Raw genomic sequence first — 24,458 nt, 5'->3', positions numbered from 1 at the left:
GAATGCCCGCCATTCCCAATCGAGGCGGCACTCGTTCCTGATCACTCCGCCGCCAGCCGCGGCGGCGGGAGCTTGCTCATCGCCCTGGCGCTTGCCTCGCCCGGCGTCGGCTCGCCGTCATGCGCGTGGATCGTCTCCCACAGGCTCTCATCTTCGGGCTTGCTGAAGAAGCGGCCGAAGAGCCAGCCCGTCCCCTTCGAGAGATCGTCCATCACCGCATAGAAGGACGGCACGAAGACAAGGCTGAGCACGGTCGAGACCAAAAGCCCGCCGATAACGGCGATCGCCATGGGCGCGCGGAACTCGCCGCCGTCGCCGACGCCATAGGCCGAGGGCAGCATGCCCGCCGCCATCGCGATGGTCGTCATCACGATCGGCCTGGCCCGCTTGCGGCCGGCCTCGAGCAAAGCGGTGCGGCGGTCCTTGCCGCGGCCCTCCTCCTCGACCGCGAAATCGACCAGCATGATCGCGTTCTTGGTGACGATGCCCATCAGCATCAGCAGGCCGATATAGACCGGCATCGAGACCGGATTGCCGGTCGCGAGCAGCGCGATGACCACGCCGCCGAAGGAGAGCGGCAGCGAGAGCAGGATTGTAATCGGCTGGAAGACCGAACCGAACAGCAGGATCAGCACGACGAAGACCAGCATCAGCCCGGTCGTCATCGCCTGAACGAAGCCGTCGACGACCTCGCCCTGGATCTCGGCATCGCCGGTCGCGGCGATCCAGACGCCCGGCGGCAAACCGACCTCCTTGACGATCTGGTTGAAAGTCTCCTGCGCCGTGCCGAGTTCGAAGCCGCGTTTCAGATCGGCACCGATGGCGGCGCGGCGGACGCGGTCGTAGCGGTCGATCGAACTCGGGCCTTCGCCGAAGCCGATCTCGGCGACCGCCGTCAGCGGGACCGAGACGCCGTTCGTGTTGGTGACGCGCAGCGCCGCGATGTTGCGGATATCGGCGCGGGCGGCCTCGTCGAGTTGGACGCGGATCGGAACCAGCCTGTCGCCGGCGTTGAACTTGGCGAGGTTGGCGCCGACATCGCCGATGGTCGCGACGCGCACGGCCTCCGAGATCGCCTCCGGCGTCACCCCGAGACTGGCCGCCGCCTCGAGCTTCGGCCGGACGGTCAGCTCCGGCCGCGACAGCGAGCCCGAGGTCGCGACATTGAGATAGCCCTCGACCTTGCGCATCCGGCCCTCGATCCGGGCCACGGCCTCGTCCAGCGCCGCCCCGTCCTTCGACAGGATCGAGAAGGCCATCTCGCGCTCGCCGCGCTCGTTGACATACCAGGCGCGCACATCCGGCACGCTGGCGAGCTTGTCGGCGATGACGACCTTGAGGTCCTTCTGGCGCGCCTCGCGCTCCGCCTTCGGCTTGAGCAGGATCGTGACGGCGGCGCGCCGCACCTCGCGCTGGCCGGTCGGCGAGGCGCCGCCGAGCACGAAGACGTTGGTCACCTCGGGAATCGTCTTCAGAGCATCGACCAGCTTGTCGGTGGTGATGCGGGTATCTTCCAGCGTCGAGCCCGGCGGCAGCTCGACCGAGGCCACCACGCGCGAGGTGTCCTCGTCCGGGATGAAGCCGGTCGGCAGCAGCGCCGTGGCGTGGATCGAGCCCCAGAGGAAAGCGAAACCCAGCACCAGCGTCAGATACGACATGTTGAAAGGCACGGAGCGCCAGCGCCCGGTCCCGTCGAAGCGCGGCAGCAGCGGAATGCGGCGCGAGGCGGTGGTCGCCTTCAGCAGCCCGATATAGCCGCGCATGACGACACCGTCCTTCGGATCGGCATGGTCGACGGGCTTCATCAGATAGGCCGCCATCATCGGCGTGATCAGGCGCGCGACCAGGAGCGAGAACAGCACGGCGACCGCCACCGTCAGGCCGAACTGGCGGAAATACTGCCCGGCGACGCCGCCCATGAACGAGACCGGCGCGAAGATCGCGACGATGGTCAGCGTGATCGCGATGACCGCGAGCCCGATCTCGTCGGCCGCCTCCATCGCGGCGCGATAGGGCGACTTGCCCATCTTCATGTGCCGGACGATGTTTTCGATCTCGACGATGGCGTCGTCGACCAGGATGCCGGTGACCAGCGTGATGCCGAGCAGGCTGACGAGGTTGAGCGAGAAGCCCATCAGCTCCATCGCCCAGAAGGTCGGGATGGCCGACAGCGGAAGCGCGATGGCGGTGATCAGCGTCGCCCGCCAGTTCCTCAGGAACAGGAAGACCACGATGACGGCGAGCGCAGCACCCTCCAGCAGCGTCTCCATCGCCGCCTTGTAGTTGCCATGGGTATAGGCGACCGCGTCGTCGATCGGCTTCAGCGTGATGTCGGGGTAGCGCTTGTTCAGATCGGCGAGGCGCGCCGCGACGACGTCCTTGACCGAGAGCTCGCTCGACCCCTTCGAGCGGAACACGGCGAAGGAAACGACCGGGCTCTTGTCGAGCCGGCCGAAGGCGCGCGGCTCCGAATTCGAATCCTCGACGCGACCGAGCTCCTTCAGCCGGACCTCGCGCCCGCCGGTCAGCATGATCTTGGTCTCGGCCAGCTCGGCAACCGTGCGCGCGCCCGCCAGCGTGCGGATCGCCTGCTCCTGGCCACCGACCTCGCCGCGCCCGCCGGCGAGATCGACATTGGTCGCGCGGATCTGGCGGTTGACCTCGCCCGCCGTGGTGCCGAGCGCCAGCAAACGGTCGGGATCGAGCGAGATCCGGATCTCGCGGTCGACGCCGCCATAGCGCTCGACCCGGCCGACGCCCTTCAGCCCCTGTAATTCGCGCGCGACGACGTCGTCGACATGCCAGGAGAGCTGCTCCAACGTCATGCCGGTCGAGGAGGCGCCATAGGTCAGGATCGACTGACCCTCGACATCGATGCGCTGGATCACCGGCTCGTCGATGGTCCGCGGCAGATCGGCCCGGATCTTGGCGATCGCGTCCTTGACGTCGTTGACGGCACGGTCTGTGTTGGTTTCGAGCCGGAACTCGATCACCGTCGCCGAGGAGCCGTCGGTCAGCGTCGACATCACATGCTTGACGCCGGTGATGTTGGCGACCGCGTCCTCGACCCGCTTCGAGACCTGGCTTTCGAGTTCGGAGGGCGCCGCGCCGGACTGGGTGATCGTCACCGAGACCAGCGGCACGTCGATATTCGGGAAGCGCGTCACAGGCAGCTTCGAGAAGGACAGCAGTCCGAGCACGCAGAGCACGACGAAGAGCAGGATCGCCGGAACCGGCTTGCGGATCGACCAGGCGGAGAAGTTGATGTTCACGAAATCCGCTCCCGTCAGTTCGTCGCGACGGGGGTGATGACGTCACCGTCACGCACGAAGGTGCCGGCACGCGCCACCACCGTCTCGCCATCCGCGACGCCCGAGGCGATCTCGGCGCGGCCGTCACCGGCAAGCCCGAGCTGGACGGTCTTCGTCTTGACCTTGCCATCGGTAACGCTCTGGACCGTCGCGCCCGAGCGGGCGTAGGTGATCGCCGACAGCGGCAGCGTCACCACAGTCTTGCGGCCGGTCTCGATCACGCCGCGCGCGAACGAGCCGATCGCGACCGGCGGGTTGCCGGTGAGCGCGACCCGCACCCGGCCGAGCCGCGAAGCCCGGTCGACCTCCGGCGCGATCAGGCGAATCGTTCCCGCCAGCGCCTGCGTCGCGCCGGCCGGCGTCACCGCGACAGGCTGGCCTGGCTTCAGCCCCGGCAATTCGACCTCGGCGACCTCGGCCTCCAGCTCGACCGCGCCATCCGCGACGATGCGGAACAGCGGCTCGCTCGCCGCCATGGCCGCAGTCGCGCCGAGCTTGGCGCTGCGGCGACTGACGATGCCGCCCTGCGGCGCCTTGATCTCGGTGCGGCCGAGCTTGACCTCGATGTCGCGCCCCTGCGCCTTCGCCAGCGCCATATCGGCATTCGCGATCGCCAGCGCCTGCTTCGCGGAGTTCAGCTTGGCCTCCGCCGCCCGGGCGACGGCATCGCGCTGGTCATAGGTCTCGTTCGAGACGTTGCCACTGCTGCGCAGAGCCTTGGTCCGGTCGAAATTGTTGTTGGCGGCGACGAGATTGGCCTGCGCCTCGGCGATCTGCGCCGTGGCCTGGGCAATGCCGGCATCCGCTCGTGCGACTTGCGCGTCGTTCTGCGTCTTCTGCACCTCCAGCGTGGTGCGCGAAAGCCGTGCCAGCACCTGCCCGGCGGAGATACGGTCGCCCTCCTCGGCCAGGATCGCCACGATGGCGAGCCCGTCGACCTCCGGCTGCACCAGCACCTCGTCGCGCGCGATCATCGAGCCGGAGACGACGACGCTCTGCACGATCTCGGAAATCTTTGCCCGGGTCACCGTCACGGACGGCCCGGCCGCAGGCGCAGCCTGAGCCGAAGCGGCAGCGGGCGTCTGGGCCTGCGCCACGCCGCCGAGCCCGGTGGAGAGGGCCAGCAAGGACAGGCCGGCGATGCGGGAGACGGCGAGAACGGGGGACATCGGGCGGACCTTCGGAGTGGGAGCGGATGAGGCGATCACGGCTGGACGCTCTCGGATTCGGGCAAAAGCAGCGCTTGTTCAGGCAGCAGAAGCACCTGCGCCAGGCCACGCATGGCGCGAAACAGCGTGTCGGCGGCCATGGCGGGGTCGAACGCCGGATCGGTGGCGCGGCGGCAGAAGAAGCCGTCGGCCATCATGAAGATGGCCTGCAGAAAACGGGCATCGTCGAGATTGGACGGCAGTTCTCCGCTGGCCTTGGCGCCGGCGATCGCGAAGGCGAGCCCGCCGACGACGGTGCCGTCGATCGCGGCGCACATCTGCGCCATCTCCGGGTTGCGGGAGGCCTCGGCCCAGATCTGCATACAGATGACGGCCTTCTCGCGCGGCTCCTCGACGAGATGCCTGCGCCCAAGCGCCTCGAGCTGGTCGAGCACGCTGCCCTTGCTTGGGTCGAGCCCGGCAAAATCGGCCGCGATCAGGGTGCGGTCGCGCTCGGCCATGCCGGCGATGATCGCGTCCTTGGAAGCGAAATAGCGGTAGAGATTGCCCGGGCTCATGCCGGCCTCGGCGGCGACATCCTGCATCGTCGCGGCATGGAAGCCGGCACGGGCGAAGACGCGCTCGGCCGCATCGAGAATGCGGATCTGGCGTTCCGACGGGGCGCGCTCAGGAATGGCAATGGCGGCGGGAGCTTGCACGCTGGACCTTGGAATAATGAGAATGAACGTTCATTCTCATGCCTGAGACTCGACATCAAGTCAAGCTCAGCCTCCCCTGCGATGCTTTCTTCAACCTTACAGACACTCGTGGCATGCACTCAAAGCGGCCTCGCCATGCGGCTCCGGCCCATAAATTGCTTGCCTCCCCCTCACTGCGACCGCATTCTCGGGCCATGGCATGGCGTTCCGCCCATCTCCCCTTCAAGACCGCTTCCGGGCGACCCTGATTTCGCGATGAACCACCACGCCCTTCTGGCCCGACCGACCCGCAAGCCCCGCGCCCCCGATTCCCGCGCACCGCTTCTGCGCCGCCGGCCCGCGCTCAAGCCCGTCCTGATCGTGCTGCATCAGGAGCATTCGACGCCGGGCCGCGTCGGCCGCCTGCTGCAGGCCCGCGGCCACGCCCTCGACATCCGCAAGCCGCGCTATGGCGATCCGCTGCCGCAGACGATGCGCGACCATGCCGGCGCGGTCATCTTCGGCGGGCCGATGTCGGCCAATGACCCCGACGACTTCGTCAAGGCGGAGATCGACTGGATCAATGTCTGCCTCAAGGAAGAGGCCTCCTATCTCGGCATCTGCCTCGGCGCGCAGATGCTCGCCCGGACGCTCGGCGGCACCGTCTACACCCATCCCGAGGGCCGCGCCGAGGTCGGCTATTACGGCCTCGACCTGACCGACCATGGCAGGAGCCACGCGAGCGAGGCCGGATTCGCCTGGCCTGGCACCGTCTATCAATGGCATCGCGAGGGCTTCGACTGCCCGCCCGGCGCCGAGTGCCTGGCGACCGGCGGCGACTTCCCGGTGCAGGCGATCCGCTCCGGCCCCCGGGCCTATGGCATCCAGTTCCACCCGGAGGTGACCCCGGCGATGATGTGCCGCTGGTCGGTGCGCGGCCATGAACGCACCTTGATGCCGGGCGCGCAATTGCGGCATCTGCATCTCGAAGGCTGGTACCAGCACGATCCGGCGATCCGGCTCTGGCTCGACGGCTTCCTCGACCACTGGCTTAAAGTTCCGGCAGAGACTGAATCCGCGTGACCCGTACAGCCATCGTTCTCGGCGCCGGCATGGTCGGCGTTTCCTGCGCGCTCAGTCTCCAGAAGCGTGGCTTCGCCGTCACGCTGATCGACCGCCGCGAGCCCGGCCGTGAGACCTCCTACGGCAATGCCGGCGTGCTGGCTCGCTCCTCGATCGTGCCGCTCAACAATCCCGGCCTGTTCGGCAAGCTGACGAGCTATCTCGGCAACCGCCACCCGGCACTGAACCTGAACTGGAAGCGGGCGCTGACCCGCCCCGGCTGGTTGCTGCGCTTCCTGTGGGAAGCCCGCCCCTCGCAGGCCGCGGCCCGCATCGCGGCACTGGAATCCCTGACCGCGAGCACGGTCGAGCGCCATCGCGCCTTGATGGCTGAAGCCGGCGTCACCCACCGCCTGCGCGAGACCGGCACGCTCAAGGTCTGGCGGACGGAAGCCGGACACGCCGCGGCCAAGGCCGAGCAGGATTTCCTCGCAGCTCATGGCATCGTCTCGCAGGTGCTCGACCGACAGGGCATCTCCGGCGTCGAGCCGGCGCTCAACCCGATCTTCCACGCCGGCCTGCTCTGCCTCGAAAACGCCTCGGTGGATTCGCCCGGCGCCGTCACGCAGGCCTATGCCGAGCTCTTCGCGCGGCGTGGCGGCGCGATCGTGCAGGCTCGGATCGAGAAGCTCGTCCATGACGGCGGCGCCTGGCAGGCGCGAACCGACAAGGGCGCCTTCGAAGCCGAGATCGCCGTCGTCGCGCTCGGCCCCTGGAGCATGGATCTGATCGCGCCGCTCGGCCTCGACAGCCGGCTCGATGTCGAGCGCGGCTATCACCGCCATCTCCGGGCGAAGGATGGCGCGACCCTGGCCCGCCCGGTCTACGACGTCGACGCGGCCTATTTCATGGCGCCGATGGAGCAGGGCTACCGCATCACCAGCGGCGTCGACCTCAGCCATCGCGATGCGCCCGACGAGCATCGCCAGATCGAGGCGGTGACGAAGAGCGCCCGCGAGGCCTTCCCGCTGCACGAATTCGACGGCGAGACCTGGCGCGGCGCCCGGCCGACCCTGCCGGATTCCTTGCCGATGATCGGCGAAGCGCCCCGCAATCCCGGCCTCTGGCTCGCCTTCGGCAACCAGCATCTGGGCTTCTCAACTGGGCCTATAACGGGCGAGATCGTCGCAGCGCTGATCTGCGGGGAGACGCCGCCGGCAGACCCGAAGCCGTTTGCGCCGGGGCGGTATCTCTGAATGGAGTCCTCCGCCGTGATCGCTAGCCGAACATTTGAACTCGGCCGAAGCGGGCATGTTGAAGTTAGCTTCTTCGCACCAGTGCCGGACGGCAACGACTGGCGCTGTGACTATCGGATCGAATGGCCGGATCGAACCAGAAGCTACCGGGCTTTCGGCATCGATAGCGTGCAGGCGTTGTTGCTTGCGATGAAAGCCGTGCAGGCGGAACTCACTTACGCGCCCGAGACATTGAATGAAGGATTGACTTGGCTCGGGGACGCGGACCTCGATTTGCCGAAGTCTCCGCCGGAGGGCGGCTCATCAAGCTGAGCTCGATTCACTGCCCGAGTATGACGGAAAGGGCGTGCCCTGACTGGAGCAAGGCCTACCGCTGAGGCACAGCGAAAATTCGCCAGCGGGAGTCGGCTGACGTGGCGGCCGAGAACCGGAGCGGAGCGGACTTATGTCCGTGAGCACCGGAAGCGCAGGCCGTCGCGTCAGACGGCCACGCTCGCGGATTTGCGCCGCCTCAGACCTGCCGGGTCACCATCATCTTCTTGACCTCCGCGATCGCCTTGGCCGGGTTCAGGCCCTTCGGGCAGGCATTCGCGCAGTTCATGATGGTGTGGCAGCGATAGAGCCGGAACGGGTCTTCGAGATCGTCGAGCCGCTCGCCGGTCGCCTCGTCGCGTGAATCGATCAGCCAGCGATAGGCCTGCAGCAGCGCGGCGGGGCCGAGATAGCGGTCGCCGTTCCACCAGTAGCTCGGGCAGGAGGTCGAGCAGCAGGCGCACAGGATGCACTCATAGAGGCCGTCGAGCTTCTCGCGGTCGTCCTTGGCCTGCGCCCATTCCTTCTCGGGCGCCGGCGTCGTCGTCTTGAGCCAGGGCTCGATCGAGGCGTGCTGGGCATAGAAGCGGGTGAGGTCGGGGACGAGGTCCTTGATCACCGGCATATGCGGCAGCGGGTAGATCGCCACCTTGTCGCCCTTCTTGCCGGAGCACTCGTCGATGCCGGTAGTGCAGGCGAGCCCGTTCTTGCCATCCATGTTCATGGCGCAGGAGCCGCAGATGCCCTCGCGGCAGGAGCGGCGGAAGGTCAGCGTCGGGTCGATCTTGGACTTGATCCAGATCAGCGCGTCGAGAACCATCGGCCCGCAATCATCGCGGTCGACATAATAGGTGTCGGTGCGCGGATTCTCGGTGTCGTCCGGGCTCCAGCGATAGACCTTGAACTCGGTCAGCTTGGAGGCGCCGGCAGGCTTCGGCCAGGTCTTGCCCGCGACGAGGCGGGAGTTCTGCGGGAGATTGAATTCGGCCATCTGTCAGATCGTCCTCAATACACCCGCGCCTTGGGCTTGATGTACTCGATATCGTTCGAGAGCGTGTAGGTGTGCACCGGACGGTCATCGAGCGAGACAGTGCGCTTCTCGTCGTCGATCCAGGCGAGCGTGTGCTTCATCCAGTCCTTGTCGTCGCGGTTCGGATAATCCTCGCGCGCATGGGCGCCGCGGCTTTCCGGACGCTGCAGCGCCGAGTCCATCGTCACCACGGCCTGGGTGATCAGGTTCTCGAATTCCAGCGTCTCGATCAGGTCCGAATTCCAGATCAGCGAGCGGTCTGTGGTGCCAATATCGGTGATGCCACCCCAGACCTGATGGATGAGCTTGTGGCCCTCCTCCAGAGTCTCGCCGGTGCGGTAGACCGCGCAATTATCCTGCATGATGCGCTGCATGCGCCCGCGCAGCTCGGCGGTCGGGGTGCCGCCAGAGGCGTTGCGATACCTGTCGAGGCGGGTCAGCGAGAGATCGGCCGAGTTCTTCGGCAGCTCGGGCTGCTTCTCGCCGGCCGTCACCGTCTCGGCGCAGCGCAGACCCGCCGCGCGACCGAAGACCACGAGGTCGATCAGCGAGTTCGAGCCCAGCCGGTTGGCGCCATGGACCGAGACGCAGGCGGCCTCGCCGATCGCCATCAGGCCCGGCACCACCGTATCCGGGTTGTCGCCGACCTTGGTCAGTACCTCGCCGTGGAAGTTCGTCGGGATGCCGCCCATGTTGTAATGCACCGTCGGCAGAACCGGGATCGGCTCGCGCGTCAGGTCGACGCCGGCGAAGATCTTGGCGCTCTCCGAGATGCCCGGCAGGCGCTCATGCAGAATCTTCGGGTCGAGATGGTCGAGATGCAGGTAGATGTGGTCCTTGTTCTTGCCGACACCGCGACCGGCCCGGATCTCCATCGTCATCGAGCGCGAGACGACGTCGCGCGAGGCGAGGTCCTTGGCTGACGGGGCATAACGCTCCATGAAGCGCTCGCCCTCGGAATTGGTCAGATAGCCGCCCTCGCCGCGCGCGCCCTCGGTGATCAGGCAACCCGAGCCGTAGATGCCGGTCGGGTGGAACTGCACGAACTCCATGTCCTGCAGCGGCAGGCCCGCGCGCAGCACCATGCCGCCGCCATCGCCGGTGCAGGTATGGGCGGACGTCGCCGAGAAATAGGAGCGGCCGTAGCCGCCGGTCGCCAGGATCGTCTGCTGCGAGCGGAAGCGATGGATCGTGCCGTCATCGAGCTTGAGCGCGATCACGCCGCGGCAATGCCCGTCTTCGTCCATGATCAGGTCGATGGCAAAGTATTCGATGAAGAACTCGGTGTTGTAGCGCAGCGCCTGGCCGTAGAGCGTATGCAGCATGGCATGGCCGGTGCGGTCTGCCGCCGCGCAGGTGCGCTGGGCCGGCGGACCCTCGCCGAATTCGGTGGTCATGCCGCCGAAGGGTCGCTGGTAGATCTTGCCGTCTTCGGTGCGCGAAAACGGCACGCCCCAATGCTCGAGCTCGTAGACGGCGGCCGGCGCATTGCGCACGAGATACTCGATCGCGTCCTGGTCGCCGAGCCAGTCCGACCCCTTGACGGTATCGAACATGTGCCACTGCCAGGTGTCCTTGCCCATATTGCCGAGCGAGGCGGCAACGCCACCCTGGGCCGCGACGGTGTGCGAGCGCGTCGGGAACACCTTGGAGATGCAGGCGGTGCGCAGGCCGGCCTGCGAGCAGCCGACGGTCGCGCGAAGACCGGCACCGCCGGCGCCGACGACGACGACGTCGAAGGTGTGGTCGGTGATCGGATAGGCTTGGCCGGCATAGGCCGGAACCGGGCGGGACTTGGTGATCGCCATCGGATCAGCCTCCAAACGAGAGCTTCAGCACCGCGTAGGCGCAGGCAGCGCCGACCGCGATCGCGAAGAAGGTATTGGCCATGACGGCGGCGATCTTGGCGCCCTCGCCATGGATGTAGTCCTCGATGACGACCTGCATGCCGAGCCGCATATGGATGCAGCCCGAGACGATGAAGAGCAGCATCAGGATCGCCACCAGCGGGTGCGACAGAAGCGCGATGGCCGCCGGATAGGGCTTGCCGACAAGGCAGAGCACGATGCCAAGGAAGATCACCGTCAAGATGAGATTCGAGACTGCCGTGACGCGCTGGAGCCAGAAATGGCCGGTGCCGGACTTGGCGGAGCCGAGGCCGCGAACACGGGAGAGCGGCGTGCGCATGGAGGAGTTGGAATGCATCGTCTGCCTCCTCAACGAACGGCGTAGGCGACGATCCAGACGAGCAGCGTCAGCCCGCCTGAAACGAAGACGCTGTACTTGGCCATGTTCATCCGGGTCTCCGGCTCATAGCCGTGGCCCATGTCCCAGACGAAATGGCGCAAGCCCCCGACCATGTGGTGCAGCAGCGCGAAGGAATACAAAAACAGCACGAGACGGCCAAGGAAGGAGCCCGCGATCGCCTGCGCCGTGTCGAACGCCGCAGGCCCGGACGCCGCCGCCACCAGCCAGGCCGCGACCAGCACGGTCCCGGCATAGAGTGCCGAGCCGGTGGCGCGATGCGCGATCGACATCGCCATGGTCCAGGACCAGCGATAGATCTGCAGATGCGGCGAAAGCGGGCGTGCCGCCTGTTTGACCTCGGCCAAGATCGTTCTCCGACTAGAGCGGCCCGGCAGCAGGCCTTATCCATTTGGGATCGTTCTAGAGTGTTTGGCTCTGTAACGAAACCGGAACCCTGCCGCAATGCGGCACGGCGACGGCCAAGTGACAGAAGACAGAATCTGTCATTCGTTACCGTTGCAGGCCGGTCGTTGCACGGGCGCGACGCTGTCTTGTCGCAGAAGAACGACTCCAAACGCTTAAGGACGGCCCGCCTGTCGCGCGATGTGAACCGCCGTCGCGGGCGGAGCGAGGCAATCCGGCACGCCGAGTGAGCCCCCCGGACTTGCGTCGTCGCTTCGCGCCTCGCAATGACGGTTCCGGCCGGCGGGAGGCGATCTAGCGCGGCAGCAGCACCCAGTAGTCCAGGTCGAGGATCACGTCGGCGGCATACTGATCGCCGGTCTTCAGCGGATGGTCGCCACAGGGCCGGTTCTTGGTCGCGACCAGCCGCAGCCGCAGCCCGCCGACATCCTCGCGCCCGGGCAGTTCGGCCGTCTCCAGCACCTCGCTCCAGGCGAAGACCGTGTCGCCGGAAAAGAGCGGCGCGACATGGCGCCCGCCATTGATCGCGGCGATGTGGAAGGCGTTGCCAAGCCCGTTGAAGGAGAGCGCCCTGGCCAGGCTGATGACATGGCCGCCATAGATCAGCCGCTTGCCGAAGCGGGTGTCGCGCGCGCCATGGGCGTCGAAATGCACCTTGGCCGTATTCTGATAGAGCCGCGTCGCGAGCTGGTGCTCGGCCTCCTCCACCGTCATGCCGTCGACATGGTCGATGCGCTCGCCCACCGCATAGTCGCCCCAGCGGAAGGTCGACCCGGCCAGCGCATCGTCATAGGCGGTGAGTTCGATCGCCGGGCAGCCCTCGGCGAGTTCCTCCGGCATGACCGCCTTGGGCAGGTCCGGCACCTGCTCGGCATGGGCCGGCGTGCCCGGCTGGCGCTTGCGCACCAGAACCCAGCGCACATAGCTCAGCACGATCTCGTCGCGCTGGTTTCGGCCGATCGAACGGACATAGACGATGCCGGCATCGCCGGCGGAGGTCTGCTTCACACCGATCACCTCGGAGGTGGTCGAGAGCGTGTCCCCGGGGAAGACCGGCTTCAGGAAGCGCCCATTGGCATAGCCGAGATTGGCGACGGCGTTCAGCGAGATGTCCGGCACCGTCTTGCCGAAGACGATGTGGAAGACGAGCAGATCGTCGATGGGCGCGGTGGGATAGCCGATCGCCTTGGCGAAGGCATCCGAGGACTGGACCGCGAAGCGTGGCCCATAGATCGCGGTGTAGAGCGAGACGTCGCCGGCCGTCACCGTCCGCGGCGTTGCGTGGACGATCGCGTCACCGGGCTGGAAATCCTCGAAGAAGCGCCCCGCGCTGGTCTTCGGGGCGGTCTGGCTGGCTGATCCGGGCATGGGCACACTCGCGGCTGGCTCGCCGGGAGTGTGCGCTGCGGCGGGCGTCAGCGTCCAGCCCCGCATGGATCAGGAGCGGTAGTCGCCGTTGATCTCGATGTAGGCCTTGGTCAAATCGCAGGTCCAGACGGTGGACTTGCCGCGGCCGATGCCGAGATCGGCCGTGATGACGATGTGCTCGCCCTGCATATAGGCGGAGACGGCCTCCTCGTCATAGGACGGCGCGCGGGCGCCCTGCTGCGCCACCATGATCGGCCCGAACGAGATGTCGAGCCGGTCGCGGTCGGCCGGCTCGCCGGCCTTGCCGACCGCCATGACGATGCGGCCCCAATTGGCGTCCTCGCCGGCAATGGCGGTCTTGACCAGCGGCGAATTCGCGATCGAGAGCGCGACCCGCTTGGCCGAGCGAGAGGAAGCAGCCCCGGCAACGCGGACCTCGACGAATTTCCGCGCGCCCTCGCCATCCTTGCAGACCAGATGGGCGAGTTCGAGCAGGAGCGCATTCAGCGCGCGCTTGAAGCCGGAGAGGCGGGCGTCAGTGATCTCGGTGATCGCAGGAACGCCGCGGGCTGCCGCCTTGCCCGTGGCGAACAGCATCAGCGTGTCGGAGGTCGAGGTGTCGCTGTCGACCGTGACGGCGTTGAACGAGCCCTTCACGCCCTTCGACAGCAGCGCCTGCAGCACTGGCGCGGCGATCGGGGCGTCGGTGAAGACGAAGGAGAGCATGGTCGCCATGTCCGGCGCGATCATGCCGGCACCCTTGGCGATGCCTGCAAGCACGACCTCATGGCCGTCGATCTTGGCCTTGCGGGTCAACGCCTTCGGGAAGGTGTCGGTGGTCATGATCGCCCGCGCCGCGTCGATCCAGGGGCCGTCGGCGACGCGTTTGGCGCAGTCCTGCAGCACACCCTCGAACTTGGTCGCATCGAGCGGTTCGCCGATCACGCCGGTCGAGGCGATGAACACCTCCTGTGGCTTGCAACCGGCCGCCTTGGCCGCGATCTTCGCGGTCAGGGCGACGGAATCGCGCCCCTTCAGCCCGGTGAAGGCATTGGCATTGCCCGAATTGACCACGACGGCGCGGGCTAAACCCTGCTTCAGATTCTCGCGGCACCAGTCGACCGGCGCGGAGGGGCATTTCGAGCGGGTGAAGACACCGGCGACCTGCGTGCCCTCGTCGAGCAGCGCCAGCCAGACATCGGTGCGGCCCTTGTACTTGATGCCCGCCTCGGCCGTGGCGAAGCGGACGCCCGGAACCGGGGGAACCTTGGGCTGGCGCTTCGGCGCGAGCGGGGAAACGGGAACATCCTTGCCGGCCATCGTGGCATCTCCTGTGCGGGAGGCTGATGTGCCGCAGCCCGGTGACGAAAACAAGAAGGGCGGCTGAGGAGCCGCCCTTCGTCATCGGTATCCCACCTCGTGCTCGGGCTCCGCCCGAGAATGACGACAGGGTTGCTCAGGGCTTCTTGGGCTCGGCCGGAGCCGGCGTCGCGGGCGCGGCCGGCTGGTCGAGACGCTCGATCTTGGCCTTCTCGCGCAGCGCCACGATGATGTCCTGCTGCGCCTTGCGCTCGAGATACTGGTCGATCTGCGGCTTCACCGCCGCGAAATCCGGCAGCGGCTTGGCGCGCTTGTCCTCGAGCTTGATGACGTGCCAGCCGAACTGGCTCTTCACGGGATCGGAGACCTGGCCCTTGGTCAGCTTGAAGGCCACTTCGGCGAATTCCGGCACCATGCGGTCCTTGGTGAACCAGCCGAGCGAGCCGCCTTCCTTTCCGGAACCCGGATCCTTGGAAAGCTCGGCGGCGACCTTGGCGAAGTCCTCGCCCTTCTTCAGGCGCTCGGCGACGGCCTTGGCCTGAGCCTCGTCCTCGACGAGGATATGGCGGGCATTGACCTCCTCCTCGGGCGCCATGCCCTTGGTGGTCTCGTCATAGAGCTTCTTGGCGGCCTCCGGCGTCGCAGCCTTCTTGGCCTCGGCGGTCAGGAACTGGTCGAGCAGCACCTTCTCGCGGAAATAGGCGAGGCGGGCGGTGAAGTCCGGGCTGTCGGCCGTCTTCGCGGCAGTGGCGGCCTTGGCGCCGAGCTTCAGATCGACGAGATAGTTGATCACCTCGTCGCGCTTGCGCTCGTCGGGAAGCTGGGCCAGCCGCTCGCCCAGATCTTCGGTGGCCAGCGCGATCTCGCGCTCGGTGATGGCGATGCCATCGACCTTGGCGATGACCTTGTCGGCCTGTGCGAAGACCGGCGTCGCGACGAGCGCGAGGCCGAGTGAGAGCATGCCGAGACGAGACAACTTCATGGGGATGCCCTTTGAGGAAATAGAGCCGAAATCTCTGATCGCGGCTGCACTGCCAGTTGAACGCGGCAAAGGCAAGGCGTGCAAGGCCCCTGATCGACGGTATCACGAAGCTTTGCAGGCCGGCCCGCGCCCCGGCGCTGCGCGTTGCACGCCGTCCCTTGCGGCCGGCCTTGGAAGAAGCGGCGGCAAACCTTACATCGGGCGCGACCCGCTATGCTGCGGTCGCGTGCCGCGCGCACGGCCGGGCCGGAGCGCAAAGCGGCGCTGGACCCCGCCCCCGCACGCGTCTAAACACGCGGTCGCATTGAGAATTCAGGTCTTGGGCTGCGCACGGGAACCCGGCCGCGCGGCCTGAAGGCAATACCACCGAAAGGCCCAACATGCTTGGCGCGCTCGCAAAGAAACTCTTCGGCTCGTCGAACGACCGGCGCGTCAAGGGCTATGGCCCCCGGGTCGCGGCGATCAACGCGCTCGAGAAAGAGGTCTCCGCGCTGAGCGACGAGGCGCTGCAGGCACGCACCGCCGAGTTCCGGCAGCAGATCGCCAACGGCACCAAGCTCGACGATCTGCTGGTGCCGGCCTTCGCCACCGTGCGCGAGGCCGCCAAACGCGTGCTCGGCCAGCGGCCTTACGACGTCCAGCTCATCGGCGGCATCGTGCTGCATGAGGGCGCCATCGCCGAGATGAAGACCGGCGAGGGCAAGACGCTGGTCGCGACGCTGCCGACCTATCTCAACGCGCTCGAAGGCAAGGGCGTCCACGTCGTCACGGTGAACGACTATCTCGCCCGCCGCGACGCGGAGTGGATGGCGAAGCTCTACAACTTCCTCGGCCTCAGCGTCGGCATCATCGTCCACGGCATCGAGGACGAGGACCGCCAGCGCGCCTATGCCTGCGACATCACCTACGGCACGAACAACGAGTTCGGCTTCGACTACCTGCGCGACAACATGAAGTACGAAGTCGGGCAGATGAGCCAGCGCGGCCATCATTTCGCGATCGTCGATGAGGTCGACTCGATCCTGGTCGACGAGGCCCGCACCCCGCTGATCATCTCCGGCCCGCTCGACGACAAGTCCGATCTCTACGTCCAGATCGACAAGATCCTGCCCGGGCTGGTCAAGACCGACTACGAGGTCGACGAGAAGCAGCGCGCCGTCTCGCTGACCGAGGCCGGCAACGAGCATATCGAGGAATTGCTGCGCGAGGCCGACCTGCTCAAGGAGGGCGACCTCTACGACGCGCACAACGTCACGCTGGTCCATCACGTCAACCAGGCACTGCGGGCGCATTCGTTGTTCACCCGCGACAAGGACTACATCGTCCGCAACGACGAAGTCGTCATCATCGACGAGTTCACCGGCCGCATGATGCCGGGCCGGCGTTATTCCGAAGGGCTGCATCAGGCGCTCGAGGCGAAGGAGGGCGTCACCGTCCAGCCCGAGAACGCGACGCTCGCCTCGATCACCTTCCAGAACTATTTCCGGCTCTACGCCAAGCTCGCCGGCATGACCGGCACCGCCGCGACCGAAGCCGACGAGTTCTTCCAGATCTACAAGCTCGAGGTCGTCGAGATCCCGACCAACGTCCCCGTCTCGCGCAAGGACGAGGACGACGAGGTCTACCGCACCTTCGAGGAGAAGGTCCGCGGCGTCATCCGCGAGATCAAGGCGGCGCAGGATGCCGGCCAGCCGCTGCTCGTCGGCACGACCTCGATCGAGCGCTCCGAGCTGATCGCCGAGATGCTGGAGAAGGACGGCTTCAAGCTGATCGACTTCACCAACCCCAAGGCGCTGGAGCCGATTTACGAGGCGGCGCGCCAGGGCAAGCCGTCGCGCGCCTTCGCCGTACTGAACGCCCGCTTCCACGAGCAGGAGGCCTATATCGTCGCGCAGGCCGGCGTGCCGGGCGCGATCACCATCGCCACCAACATGGCCGGCCGCGGCACCGACATCCAGCTCGGCGGCAACGCCGACATGCGGATCGCCCACGATCTTGCCGGCATGGAGGAGGGTCCGGAGCGCGACGCGCAGGCCACCCGCATCCGCACCGAGGTCGCCGATTTCAAGCAGCGCGTGCTGAAGGCCGGCGGGCTCTACATCGTCGGCACCGAGCGCCATGAGAGCCGGCGCATCGACAACCAGCTTCGCGGCCGCGCCGGCCGCCAGGGCGACCCCGGCCGCTCCAAGTTCTTCCTGTCGCTGCAGGACGACCTGATGCGCATCTTCGGCTCCGACCGCATGGACGGGATGCTGACGAAGCTCGGCCTCAAGGAGGACGAGGCGATCGTCCATCCCTGGATCAACAAGGCGGTCGAGAAGGCGCAGGGCAAGGTCGAGGCGCGCAACTTCGACATCCGAAAGAACATCCTGAAATACGACGACGTCATGAACGACCAGCGCAAGGTCGTGTTCGAGCAGCGCCGCGACTTCATGCGCCAGGCGAGCGTGCGCGAGACGACCGACGACATGCGCCACGGCGTCTGCGAGGACCTCGTCGCCCGCCATATCCCGGAGGAGGCCTATCCCGAGCAGTGGGATACGACCGCCCTCAAGGAAGGCGTGATGCAGTTGCTCAATCTCGACCTCCCCATCGAGGAATGGGCCAAGGAAGAAGGCATCGCCGACACCGAGCTGCGCGAGCGCATCCGCAAGCTCGCCGACGAGGACTATGCCGCGCGCATCGAGCGCAACACCGACGAGGTCATGACCTATGTCGAGAAGCAGGTGCTGCTGCAGACGCTCGACACGCTCTGGCGCGAGCATCTCGTCACGCTCGACCATCTGAGGCAGGTCGTCGGCTGGCGCGGCTACGCCCAGCGCGACCCGCTGCAGGAGTACAAGCAGGAGGCCTTCGAGCTGTTCGATTCGCTGATCGGGCGGCTGCGCGAGCAGGTCACCGGCAATCTGATGCGCATCGAGGTCCGCTTCGAGCAGCCCGAGGACGCCGGCCCGCCGGCGCAGGACACGCTGCCTTCGCCCTTCGGCGACTACGGCTCCGGCAGCATGCAGTTCGCCGCCATCGAAGGCGATGTCGCCGTGCTCGACCGCAACCCGGACGATCCGTCGACCTGGGGCAAGGTCGGCCGCAACGAGCCCTGCCCCTGCGGCTCCGGCAAGAAGTTCAAGCACTGTCACGGGCAATACGTCTGAGGCGGACGCAGCCCGTTGCACAGGCCCGCCGGGCGGGCCATCATCCCGGCGACGCCGTGGATGACGGGCCGGGGGCATGCTGAAATTCTGTCTGGCGCTGTGCGGCGCGCTTCTGCTCTCGGCCTGCGTCGAGCGCAAGCCCGCAACGGTCTCCTTCTCCATCGAGGAGGCCGCCTTCATCAAGAAGCCCGGCACGGGCACGATCGTCGGCCATGCCTTCCGCACCAAGCCGAGCGGGACCGTCGTCAACGGCGCCGGCGAGATCGTGCGTCTCGTCCCCGCGACCGCCTATGCACGCGAGCGCGTCCGCAATCTCTACGGCAGCCGCAAATACGTTCCGCATCGCAGCTATCCCCGCGACGACAATCCCGATCCCGCCTATTCCGAATACACCCGCACCACGAAGGCCGAGTCCAATGGACGCTTCGTCTTCGAGAAGGTCGCGCCGGGCGAGTATTTCGTCACCACCCAGGTGATCTGGGGCGACGAGGATGCGCTCTTCCGCGAGGGCGGCTCGGTCTATGACAGCGTCACCGTGACGGGTAAGGAGAAGGAGCCGATCAGCGTGATCCTCTCCGGCAACTGAGGCCCATCCCCTTGAAGCTCCTCCTCGTCGTCGCCTGCGCCCTGATCGATGCCGACAACCGCGTCCTCGTCGCGCAGCGCCCGGAAGGCAAGTCGCTGGCGGGGCTCTGGGAGTTTCCCGGCGGCAAGCTGGAGCAAGGCGAGCGGCCGGAGCCGGCGCTGATCCGCGAGCTGGCGGAAGAACTCGGCATCACCGTCAAGGAGGACTGCCTGGCACCCCTGACCTTCGCCAGCTTCGCCTATCCCGAATTCCATCTGCTGATGCCGCTCTATATCTGCCGGCGCTGGGAAGGCACGGTCGCCTCGCGCGAGGGGCAGGCGCTGAAATGGGTCCGCCCCGCCAGGCTTCGCGATCTCGCCATGCCGCCGGCCGACGAGCCGCTGATCCCGCATCTGATCGACCTGCTGGGGGCGTAAGCGCGGAAATCCGCCGCTTCGGCCTCTTCTCGAGCGAAGCGAAGCAAGAACCGCCGTGCACGCGTCGACAGCGGTTCAGGCGCCTTCCATTACGACCGGGATGGCCTCGGCCGCAGCGAGCTGGAATCGCTCGAAGCGCTGAAGCGCCTCCTCGATCCTGGCCTTCCGCTCCGGCGTCTCCTGCCCGTCCAGCCAGCTCCATTGCTGGATCAGCAGCCTGCCGGCCTGACGATCCGTCTTGAGGTCGAGCACCGCGACGACGGCGTCGCCGATCAGCACGGGCAGGCCGAAATAACCGAAGACGCGCTTCTCCTTCGGCAGATAGGCCTCGAAGGCGTGGCTGTAGCCGAAGAACAGCTTCAGCCGCTTGCGCTGGATGATCAGCGGGTCGAAGGGCGAGAGGATGTGGACGAGGTCGGCCTCGGGCGCCGACGTCGACTCCAGCGCCTCCGGCCTGGCCCAGTGCCCCGTCTTGCCCGCACCCTCAACCGCGACGGGAATGAGGTCCTTGCGTTTCACCCGCGCCTCGATCAGCTCGGCCACGGCCTTCTTGCTGGGCGCATCGAGATGGCAGATCGAATCGAGGCTGACGATGCCCTGTGCACGCACTGCCCGGTCGAGCAGATAGGCCGTGACCTGTCGCTCGGAGGCCGGCGTCGGCCGCTTCTCCCAGCCGAAATGCCGGTCGAGCAGCTCATAGGTCTTGAGCATGCCGGAGCGCGCCTGGATGACGAGCTCGCCATCGTGGAAGGCCCGCTCCAGCAGGCCTTTCGAGGGCTTCTTGCTGGCCCAGAGATGCGCCTTCTCGACCAGCACGTCGGTGTCGATGTCGCGGATGGTGAGCGCGCCGTCGCGGCGGATGCGGCGCAAAAGCTTGCGCGTTTCCTCACGCCCCCCCACTGCCGACCAGCGCTTCGGCTCCTCGCGATGCGCCTTCATCGCACCCAGGAAACAGCGGATATCGCGGGTCGGCACATAGGAGAGCGCATGCGTCCAGTACTCGAAGACGCTCTTCTCGGCCGACTGGGCCTGCGCCAGATGGGCTCGCTCATAGGACGGAATGCGGCTGTGAAGGATGTGGTGGTGGCAGCGCTCGATCACGTTGATCGTGTCGATCTGGACATAGCCCAGATGCTCGACCGCGGCCCGCGTCGCCTCCGGTCCCGCACCGAAGGGCTCAGCCCCGTCGAGCCGTTGCGCCTTCAGCCAGATGCGGCGCCCCTGTTCCTGCGGGAGCGTGATCGTTTTGGACTTCCGGGGCGGCATGGCAGGCCTGTGCTGGAGCGGCGCGAAGCGAGTGCTGCCCGAGTTTAGGCGGCGGCGTCCAGAGATATGTCAGCAGCCTCACCCTGCCCAGAGGGGCTGTCACGGCGGGAACAGCGCCCACGTACCGGCCTCCCTACAGCTTGCATCCATCGGCGAACGGGTTCGCCGGCTGCCCGAGGATGCCGCCATGTTCCGCAAGACCATCATCACTGCGCTGATCGTCATGGTCTCGGCCGGCACGGTGCTGGCGAAGGTGCCGCTGGACGGCCCGAGCCCGCGACACGGGGCCGGCTTGCAGCGCATCCTTGCCGAACAGACCGGCCCGAAGCACACGCTGCGCTTCAAGGCACCGCGCCCGGTGAATTTGAGGACTGCGGAGTTGGATCGCGTCCAGCGCGTCACGACCGCCTGACCGGACAGTCTCACGCAGAGCACGGGTGGAACGCAGAGGTCGTGGATTCTCTCACATCCCTCGGGCGGTCAACAGATCCTGCAACGCCTCCGGCGTGACCTCGGCCATCGCCATCTGCAGCTTGAACGCACGGGTCTTCTCGCCGGGCTTCATCATCAGGATCACCGTCTCGGTGCCGGGACAGGCGGGATCGGCACAGAGAATCTCGTTGACCGCGATGGCGACCGCGTCGGACAGCCCCAGCGCTTCGCGCATCAGCCCCTTGATCCGGCCGGTCTGTTCCGAGACCTGCGCCTTGTCGGGGCCGCCCTTGCCGAACAGGCCGAAGCGCATCGGCCCGCTCAGGTCGCCGGCAGCGTCAGCACCCCGGCCGCGCCATCTTCGGCGCCGAAGGCGAGGCGTTTGCCGGTCTTGTCCCAGGCGAAGGCGGTGATGCCGCTGCCGCGCAGGGCCGGCCGCACCAGCAGTTCCGAGGCATCGGTCAGGCGGATCATCAGGATGCAGCCATCGTCATAACCGACGGCCAGCACCAGCGCCCGGGGATGGAAGGCAACGCGGCTGACCTTGGCATGGCGCGCCCCGCATTCGCGCGGCGCCTTGCCGCTCGGCCCCTCGCCCTGGAAGGGCCAGACGATCGCGGCATCGGCTCCGCTCGATGCGAGCCAGAGCCCGTCATGCGACCAGGACAGTGAGCGCGGTTTGGAAGGATAGCCGGTCATGCGCATATGCGCCGGCTTGTCGCCGAGCCGCCAGCCATGCAGCGCGTTCTCCTGCATCGAGGAGACCACGAAGCGCCCGTCGGGCGACCACATCACGTCGAGATGCGAGCCCTTCCAGTCGAGGAGATCGGGTTTGGCCTCGGTGTTCGGATACCAGAGCGAGACGCCGTTCATCTGGCCGATCGCGAGCCGGTAGCCCTTGGGCGCGAAGACGAGGCCCTGCGGCGTCGTGGCGAAATCGAGCGACCGGACCTTGCCCTTGTCGTCGCGGGCATGGACGGTCTTGCCGGTGTTCCAGGCGAGGCTGCCCGAGGCCGAAAGCGTCACCGCATCGACCCAGCGCCGCTTGGGATCGCGCGCGATCTCGGTCGGCTCGCCCTCGGCCGCCGTCGCGACGACGCGCCCGTCATCGCCGCCCGTGACCAGCCGTTCGCCGTCGCCGCAGGCGGACAGGATGCCGCCGGCATGGGCCTCGACATTGTCGAGCGCGCCATCCGTCCAGCGCAGCACGCGCCCGTCGGACAGCGCCAGCGCCAGCGTTGCCTTGAGCCAGTGGGTGCCGACGACATGCTCGCCCGCCTCGACGGGAACAACATGCTCGCGCAGCGAGACGGGTTTGGTGATCGTGTCCATGGGCAATGCTTTAGCTTCGGCCGCGTATTTCGCAAACCATGTCATTCCGGGGCATCGCGTAGCGATGAACCCACAACCGGGCGAGCCCTTGCCATCGCGGCTGCAAGACAATCACCCAGTCGTGGATTCCGGGTTCGACCCTGCGGGCCGCCCCGGAATGACGGAGGGCTCTACGCCGCGCAGGCCTCAAACCCCTTGCGCAGCTCGTTCTCGTTCAGGTCGCGCCCGATGAAGACGAGGCGCGAGGAGCGTGCCTCGTCGGCCTTCCAGTCGCGCTGGAGATCGCCGTCGAGGATCATGTGCACGCCCTGGAAGACGAAACGACGCGGCTCGTCCTTGAAGGCGAGGATGCCCTTGGAGCGCAGGATCTGCGGCCCCTGCGCCTGGCTGACATCGTTGATCCACGGCATGAACTTCTCGGGGTCGACATCGCCCGGAATCGTGAACGACATCGAGCGCACTTCGTCCGAGTGATGGTGGTGATGCCCGGATTCGAGGAAATCGGGCTCGATATCGAGGATGCGGTCGAGGTCGAAGGCATTGCGGTCGAGCAACTGGTCGATGGCGACGTCGCAGCGCGTCGTCTTGTGCAGCTTGGCATAGGGGTTGATGGCGCGGATCGCCGCCTCGACGGAGGCGAGTTCCTCGGCCGTCACCAGGTCGACCTTGTTGAGGACGATGACATCGGCGAAGGCGATCTGGTTCTTCGCCTCGGGCGCGTCCTTGAGCCGGTCCTTCAGCCACTTCGCATCGGTCACGGTGATAACGGCGTCGAGCTTGGTGGCGTCGCCGACATCCTGGTCGACGAAGAAGGTCTGCGCGACCGGGGCCGGATCGGCCAGGCCCGTGGTCTCGACGATGATCGCGTCGAACTTGCCCTTGCGCTTCATCAACCCGTCGAGGATGCGGATCAGGTCGCCACGAACGGTGCAGCAGATGCAGCCGTTGTTCATCTCGAAGATTTCCTCGTCGGCGCCGACGATGAGGTCGCCATCGATGCCGGCCTCGCCGAACTCGTTGACGATGACCGCGAATTTCTTGCCGTGGTCCTCGGTCAGGATGCGGTTCAGAAGCGTGGTCTTGCCGGCGCCCAGATAGCCTGTGAGCACCGTGACGGGAATTTTCTCGGACATGGGTTCGACCTGATGCGTGGCGGGGGCGGCCGGGGCTACGACCGTCAGGCCGGGCCGGCGGCGAGCGCCTTTTCGATCTCGCTTATATTGTGTTTCATCATCTGGATGTAAGTCCCGGCCGGCCCCGCCGCGTCGGAAAGCGCGTCGGAATAAATCCGCCCGCCGACCTTGGCGCCGCTCTCGCGGGCGATCTGCTCGACCAGCCTCGGATTGGTGACGTTCTCGAGGAAGACCGCCGGCACCTTCTCGGCCTTCACCTGCCTGATGATGCGCGCGACATCCTTCGCCGAGGCCTCAGCCTCGGTCGACACGCCCTGCGGCGCAATGAAGGCGATGCCATAAGCCTTGACGAAATAGCCGAAGGCGTCGTGCGAAGTGATCGCCTTGCGCCGGTCGGCCGGGATGTGCGCGATCGCGGCCCTGATCTCGCCATCCACAGCGTCAAGCTGCGCGAGATAGCGCGCCGCATGGGCCTCGTAGCTGTCCTTGCCAGCCGGATCGGCCTTCACCAGCGCATCGCGGATATTGCCGACATAGACCTTGGCGTTGGAGACGCTCTGCCAGGCATGGGGATCGACGTCATGGTCATGCCCGTGCCCGGCCTTGCCATGATCGTCGTCGCCCTTCAGCGGGGAAATCCCGGCCGTTGCCGTCGCGATGGACGCCCTGGCGCCCGACGACTTGATCAGGCGGGTCATCCAGCCCTCGAATTTCAGGCCGTTGACGACGATCAGCTTCGCCGCCGCCATCGCCTTCGCATCGGCCGGCGTCGGCGAATAGACATGCGCGTCGCCATTGGCACCGACCAGCGTCGTGACGCTGACGCGATCGCCGCCGACCTCCCGCACGAAATCGCCGAGGATCGAGAAGCTCGCGACGACGGGCAGTTTGTCCTGCGCACGAGCGGCCAGCGGCATGGCCGTGAGCAAGAGTCCGGCGGCAACGGCCCTAACAAAAGCGCGGCGGTTAGGCATGGTCATCTCC

General features: G+C 66.8%; 22 protein-coding genes. 7 read left to right on the top strand and 15 right to left on the bottom strand.

Annotated elements, in window-relative coordinates; genetic code table 11:
- Window positions 1-41: 41 nt before the first annotated feature.
- Genes C8D03_RS11435 through C8D03_RS11425 form a run of 3 tightly spaced genes read right to left on the bottom strand, consistent with a single transcriptional unit; the run spans window position 42 to window position 5,178 of the window.
- On the bottom strand, window positions 42-3,272 hold the full coding sequence (locus C8D03_RS11435) for an efflux RND transporter permease subunit (RefSeq protein WP_181300896.1): 3,231 nt from the start codon (window positions 3,270-3,272) through the stop codon (window positions 42-44).
- 14 nt (window positions 3,273-3,286) lie between these two features.
- Complete coding sequence (locus C8D03_RS11430; RefSeq protein WP_108046368.1) at window positions 3,287-4,480, bottom strand: efflux RND transporter periplasmic adaptor subunit; 1,194 nt, start codon at window positions 4,478-4,480, stop codon at window positions 3,287-3,289.
- Between the two features lie 35 nt (window positions 4,481-4,515).
- The gene (locus C8D03_RS11425; protein WP_108046367.1) at window positions 4,516-5,178 is read right to left on the bottom strand and encodes a TetR/AcrR family transcriptional regulator; all 663 of its coding nucleotides are present in this window, start codon (window positions 5,176-5,178) and stop codon (window positions 4,516-4,518) included.
- Between the two features lie 255 nt (window positions 5,179-5,433).
- Between C8D03_RS11425 and C8D03_RS11420 the strand changes: the two genes are divergently transcribed.
- From C8D03_RS11420 to C8D03_RS11410, 3 genes are read left to right on the top strand one after another with little or no spacing between them, the layout of a single operon-like run.
- Complete coding sequence (locus C8D03_RS11420; protein ID WP_108046366.1) at window positions 5,434-6,240, top strand: glutamine amidotransferase; 807 nt, start codon at window positions 5,434-5,436, stop codon at window positions 6,238-6,240.
- Window positions 6,237-7,475 (top strand): NAD(P)/FAD-dependent oxidoreductase, encoded by a 1,239-nt coding sequence (locus C8D03_RS11415; protein ID WP_248308434.1) that lies wholly within the window; start codon window positions 6,237-6,239, stop codon window positions 7,473-7,475. The genes C8D03_RS11420 and C8D03_RS11415 overlap by 4 nt, the downstream gene beginning before the upstream one ends.
- Entirely contained in the window at window positions 7,476-7,787 is a 312-nt protein-coding gene (locus C8D03_RS11410) for a DUF6968 family protein (RefSeq protein ID WP_108046364.1), read from the top strand. It begins immediately after the preceding gene.
- A 199-nt stretch (window positions 7,788-7,986) separates the two neighbouring features.
- Here the strand turns inward: C8D03_RS11410 and C8D03_RS11405 are convergent, their stop codons facing one another.
- The 7 genes from C8D03_RS11405 to C8D03_RS11375 all read right to left on the bottom strand — a co-directional run bounded on the left by C8D03_RS11405 (window position 7,987) and on the right by C8D03_RS11375 (window position 15,157).
- Window positions 7,987-8,778, bottom strand: a complete 792-nt coding sequence (locus tag C8D03_RS11405; RefSeq protein WP_108046363.1) for a succinate dehydrogenase iron-sulfur subunit — start codon at window positions 8,776-8,778, stop codon at window positions 7,987-7,989.
- Between the two features lie 14 nt (window positions 8,779-8,792).
- The gene (sdhA, locus tag C8D03_RS11400; RefSeq protein ID WP_108046362.1) at window positions 8,793-10,625 is read right to left on the bottom strand and encodes a succinate dehydrogenase flavoprotein subunit; all 1,833 of its coding nucleotides are present in this window, start codon (window positions 10,623-10,625) and stop codon (window positions 8,793-8,795) included.
- 4 nt (window positions 10,626-10,629) lie between these two features.
- Window positions 10,630-11,022: a succinate dehydrogenase, hydrophobic membrane anchor protein gene (sdhD, locus tag C8D03_RS11395; protein ID WP_108046361.1), complete on the bottom strand. Its 393-nt coding sequence runs from the start codon at window positions 11,020-11,022 to the stop codon at window positions 10,630-10,632.
- Window positions 11,023-11,033: 11 nt separating this feature from the next.
- Window positions 11,034-11,429: a succinate dehydrogenase, cytochrome b556 subunit gene (gene sdhC, locus C8D03_RS11390; protein ID WP_108046360.1), complete on the bottom strand. Its 396-nt coding sequence runs from the start codon at window positions 11,427-11,429 to the stop codon at window positions 11,034-11,036.
- A gap of 352 nt (window positions 11,430-11,781) precedes the next feature.
- A complete protein-coding gene (locus C8D03_RS11385) occupies window positions 11,782-12,855 on the bottom strand; it encodes a MaoC family dehydratase (RefSeq protein WP_108051527.1) in 1,074 nt (357 codons plus the stop codon).
- A 69-nt stretch (window positions 12,856-12,924) separates the two neighbouring features.
- Window positions 12,925-14,175 (bottom strand): bifunctional glutamate N-acetyltransferase/amino-acid acetyltransferase ArgJ, encoded by a 1,251-nt coding sequence (gene argJ / locus C8D03_RS11380; protein WP_108046359.1) that lies wholly within the window; start codon window positions 14,173-14,175, stop codon window positions 12,925-12,927.
- A 136-nt stretch (window positions 14,176-14,311) separates the two neighbouring features.
- On the bottom strand, window positions 14,312-15,157 hold the full coding sequence (locus tag C8D03_RS11375) for a peptidylprolyl isomerase (RefSeq protein WP_108046358.1): 846 nt from the start codon (window positions 15,155-15,157) through the stop codon (window positions 14,312-14,314).
- A 380-nt stretch (window positions 15,158-15,537) separates the two neighbouring features.
- On the opposite strand from C8D03_RS11375, the gene secA reads away from it, so the two are divergent.
- The 3 genes from secA to mutT all read left to right on the top strand — a co-directional run bounded on the left by secA (window position 15,538) and on the right by mutT (window position 19,311).
- A complete protein-coding gene (secA, locus tag C8D03_RS11370; RefSeq protein WP_108046357.1) occupies window positions 15,538-18,309 on the top strand; it encodes a preprotein translocase subunit SecA in 2,772 nt (923 codons plus the stop codon).
- Window positions 18,310-18,385: 76 nt separating this feature from the next.
- The gene (locus C8D03_RS11365; RefSeq protein ID WP_108046356.1) at window positions 18,386-18,895 is read left to right on the top strand and encodes a peptidase associated/transthyretin-like domain-containing protein; all 510 of its coding nucleotides are present in this window, start codon (window positions 18,386-18,388) and stop codon (window positions 18,893-18,895) included.
- 11 nt (window positions 18,896-18,906) lie between these two features.
- Complete coding sequence (gene mutT, locus C8D03_RS11360) at window positions 18,907-19,311, top strand: 8-oxo-dGTP diphosphatase MutT (RefSeq protein ID WP_181300894.1); 405 nt, start codon at window positions 18,907-18,909, stop codon at window positions 19,309-19,311.
- A 75-nt stretch (window positions 19,312-19,386) separates the two neighbouring features.
- Here the strand turns inward: mutT and C8D03_RS11355 are convergent, their stop codons facing one another.
- Window positions 19,387-20,577: a winged helix-turn-helix domain-containing protein gene (locus tag C8D03_RS11355; protein WP_108046354.1), complete on the bottom strand. Its 1,191-nt coding sequence runs from the start codon at window positions 20,575-20,577 to the stop codon at window positions 19,387-19,389.
- A 187-nt stretch (window positions 20,578-20,764) separates the two neighbouring features.
- On the opposite strand from C8D03_RS11355, the gene C8D03_RS11350 reads away from it, so the two are divergent.
- Window positions 20,765-20,989, top strand: a complete 225-nt coding sequence (locus tag C8D03_RS11350) for a hypothetical protein (protein ID WP_108046353.1) — start codon at window positions 20,765-20,767, stop codon at window positions 20,987-20,989.
- Window positions 20,990-21,040: 51 nt separating this feature from the next.
- On the opposite strand, the gene C8D03_RS11345 is transcribed toward C8D03_RS11350, so the two are convergent.
- From C8D03_RS11345 to C8D03_RS11330, 4 genes are all read right to left on the bottom strand, one after another.
- A complete protein-coding gene (locus tag C8D03_RS11345) occupies window positions 21,041-21,322 on the bottom strand; it encodes a hypothetical protein (RefSeq protein WP_248308433.1) in 282 nt (93 codons plus the stop codon).
- Between the two features lie 8 nt (window positions 21,323-21,330).
- A complete protein-coding gene (locus C8D03_RS11340; protein WP_108046352.1) occupies window positions 21,331-22,341 on the bottom strand; it encodes a WD40 repeat domain-containing protein in 1,011 nt (336 codons plus the stop codon).
- Window positions 22,342-22,511: 170 nt separating this feature from the next.
- On the bottom strand, window positions 22,512-23,474 hold the full coding sequence (locus C8D03_RS11335) for a CobW family GTP-binding protein (RefSeq protein ID WP_108046351.1): 963 nt from the start codon (window positions 23,472-23,474) through the stop codon (window positions 22,512-22,514).
- Between the two features lie 44 nt (window positions 23,475-23,518).
- Window positions 23,519-24,448 (bottom strand): metal ABC transporter substrate-binding protein, encoded by a 930-nt coding sequence (locus C8D03_RS11330; RefSeq protein WP_108051523.1) that lies wholly within the window; start codon window positions 24,446-24,448, stop codon window positions 23,519-23,521.
- Window positions 24,449-24,458: the final 10 nt, after the last annotated feature.

This window comes from Bosea sp. 124, assembly GCF_003046175.1.
GTDB lineage: Bacteria > Pseudomonadota > Alphaproteobacteria > Rhizobiales > Beijerinckiaceae > Allobosea.
The sequence above is the reverse complement of the archived record's forward strand: the minus strand, read 5'-3'. Positions and strand labels throughout refer to the sequence as shown.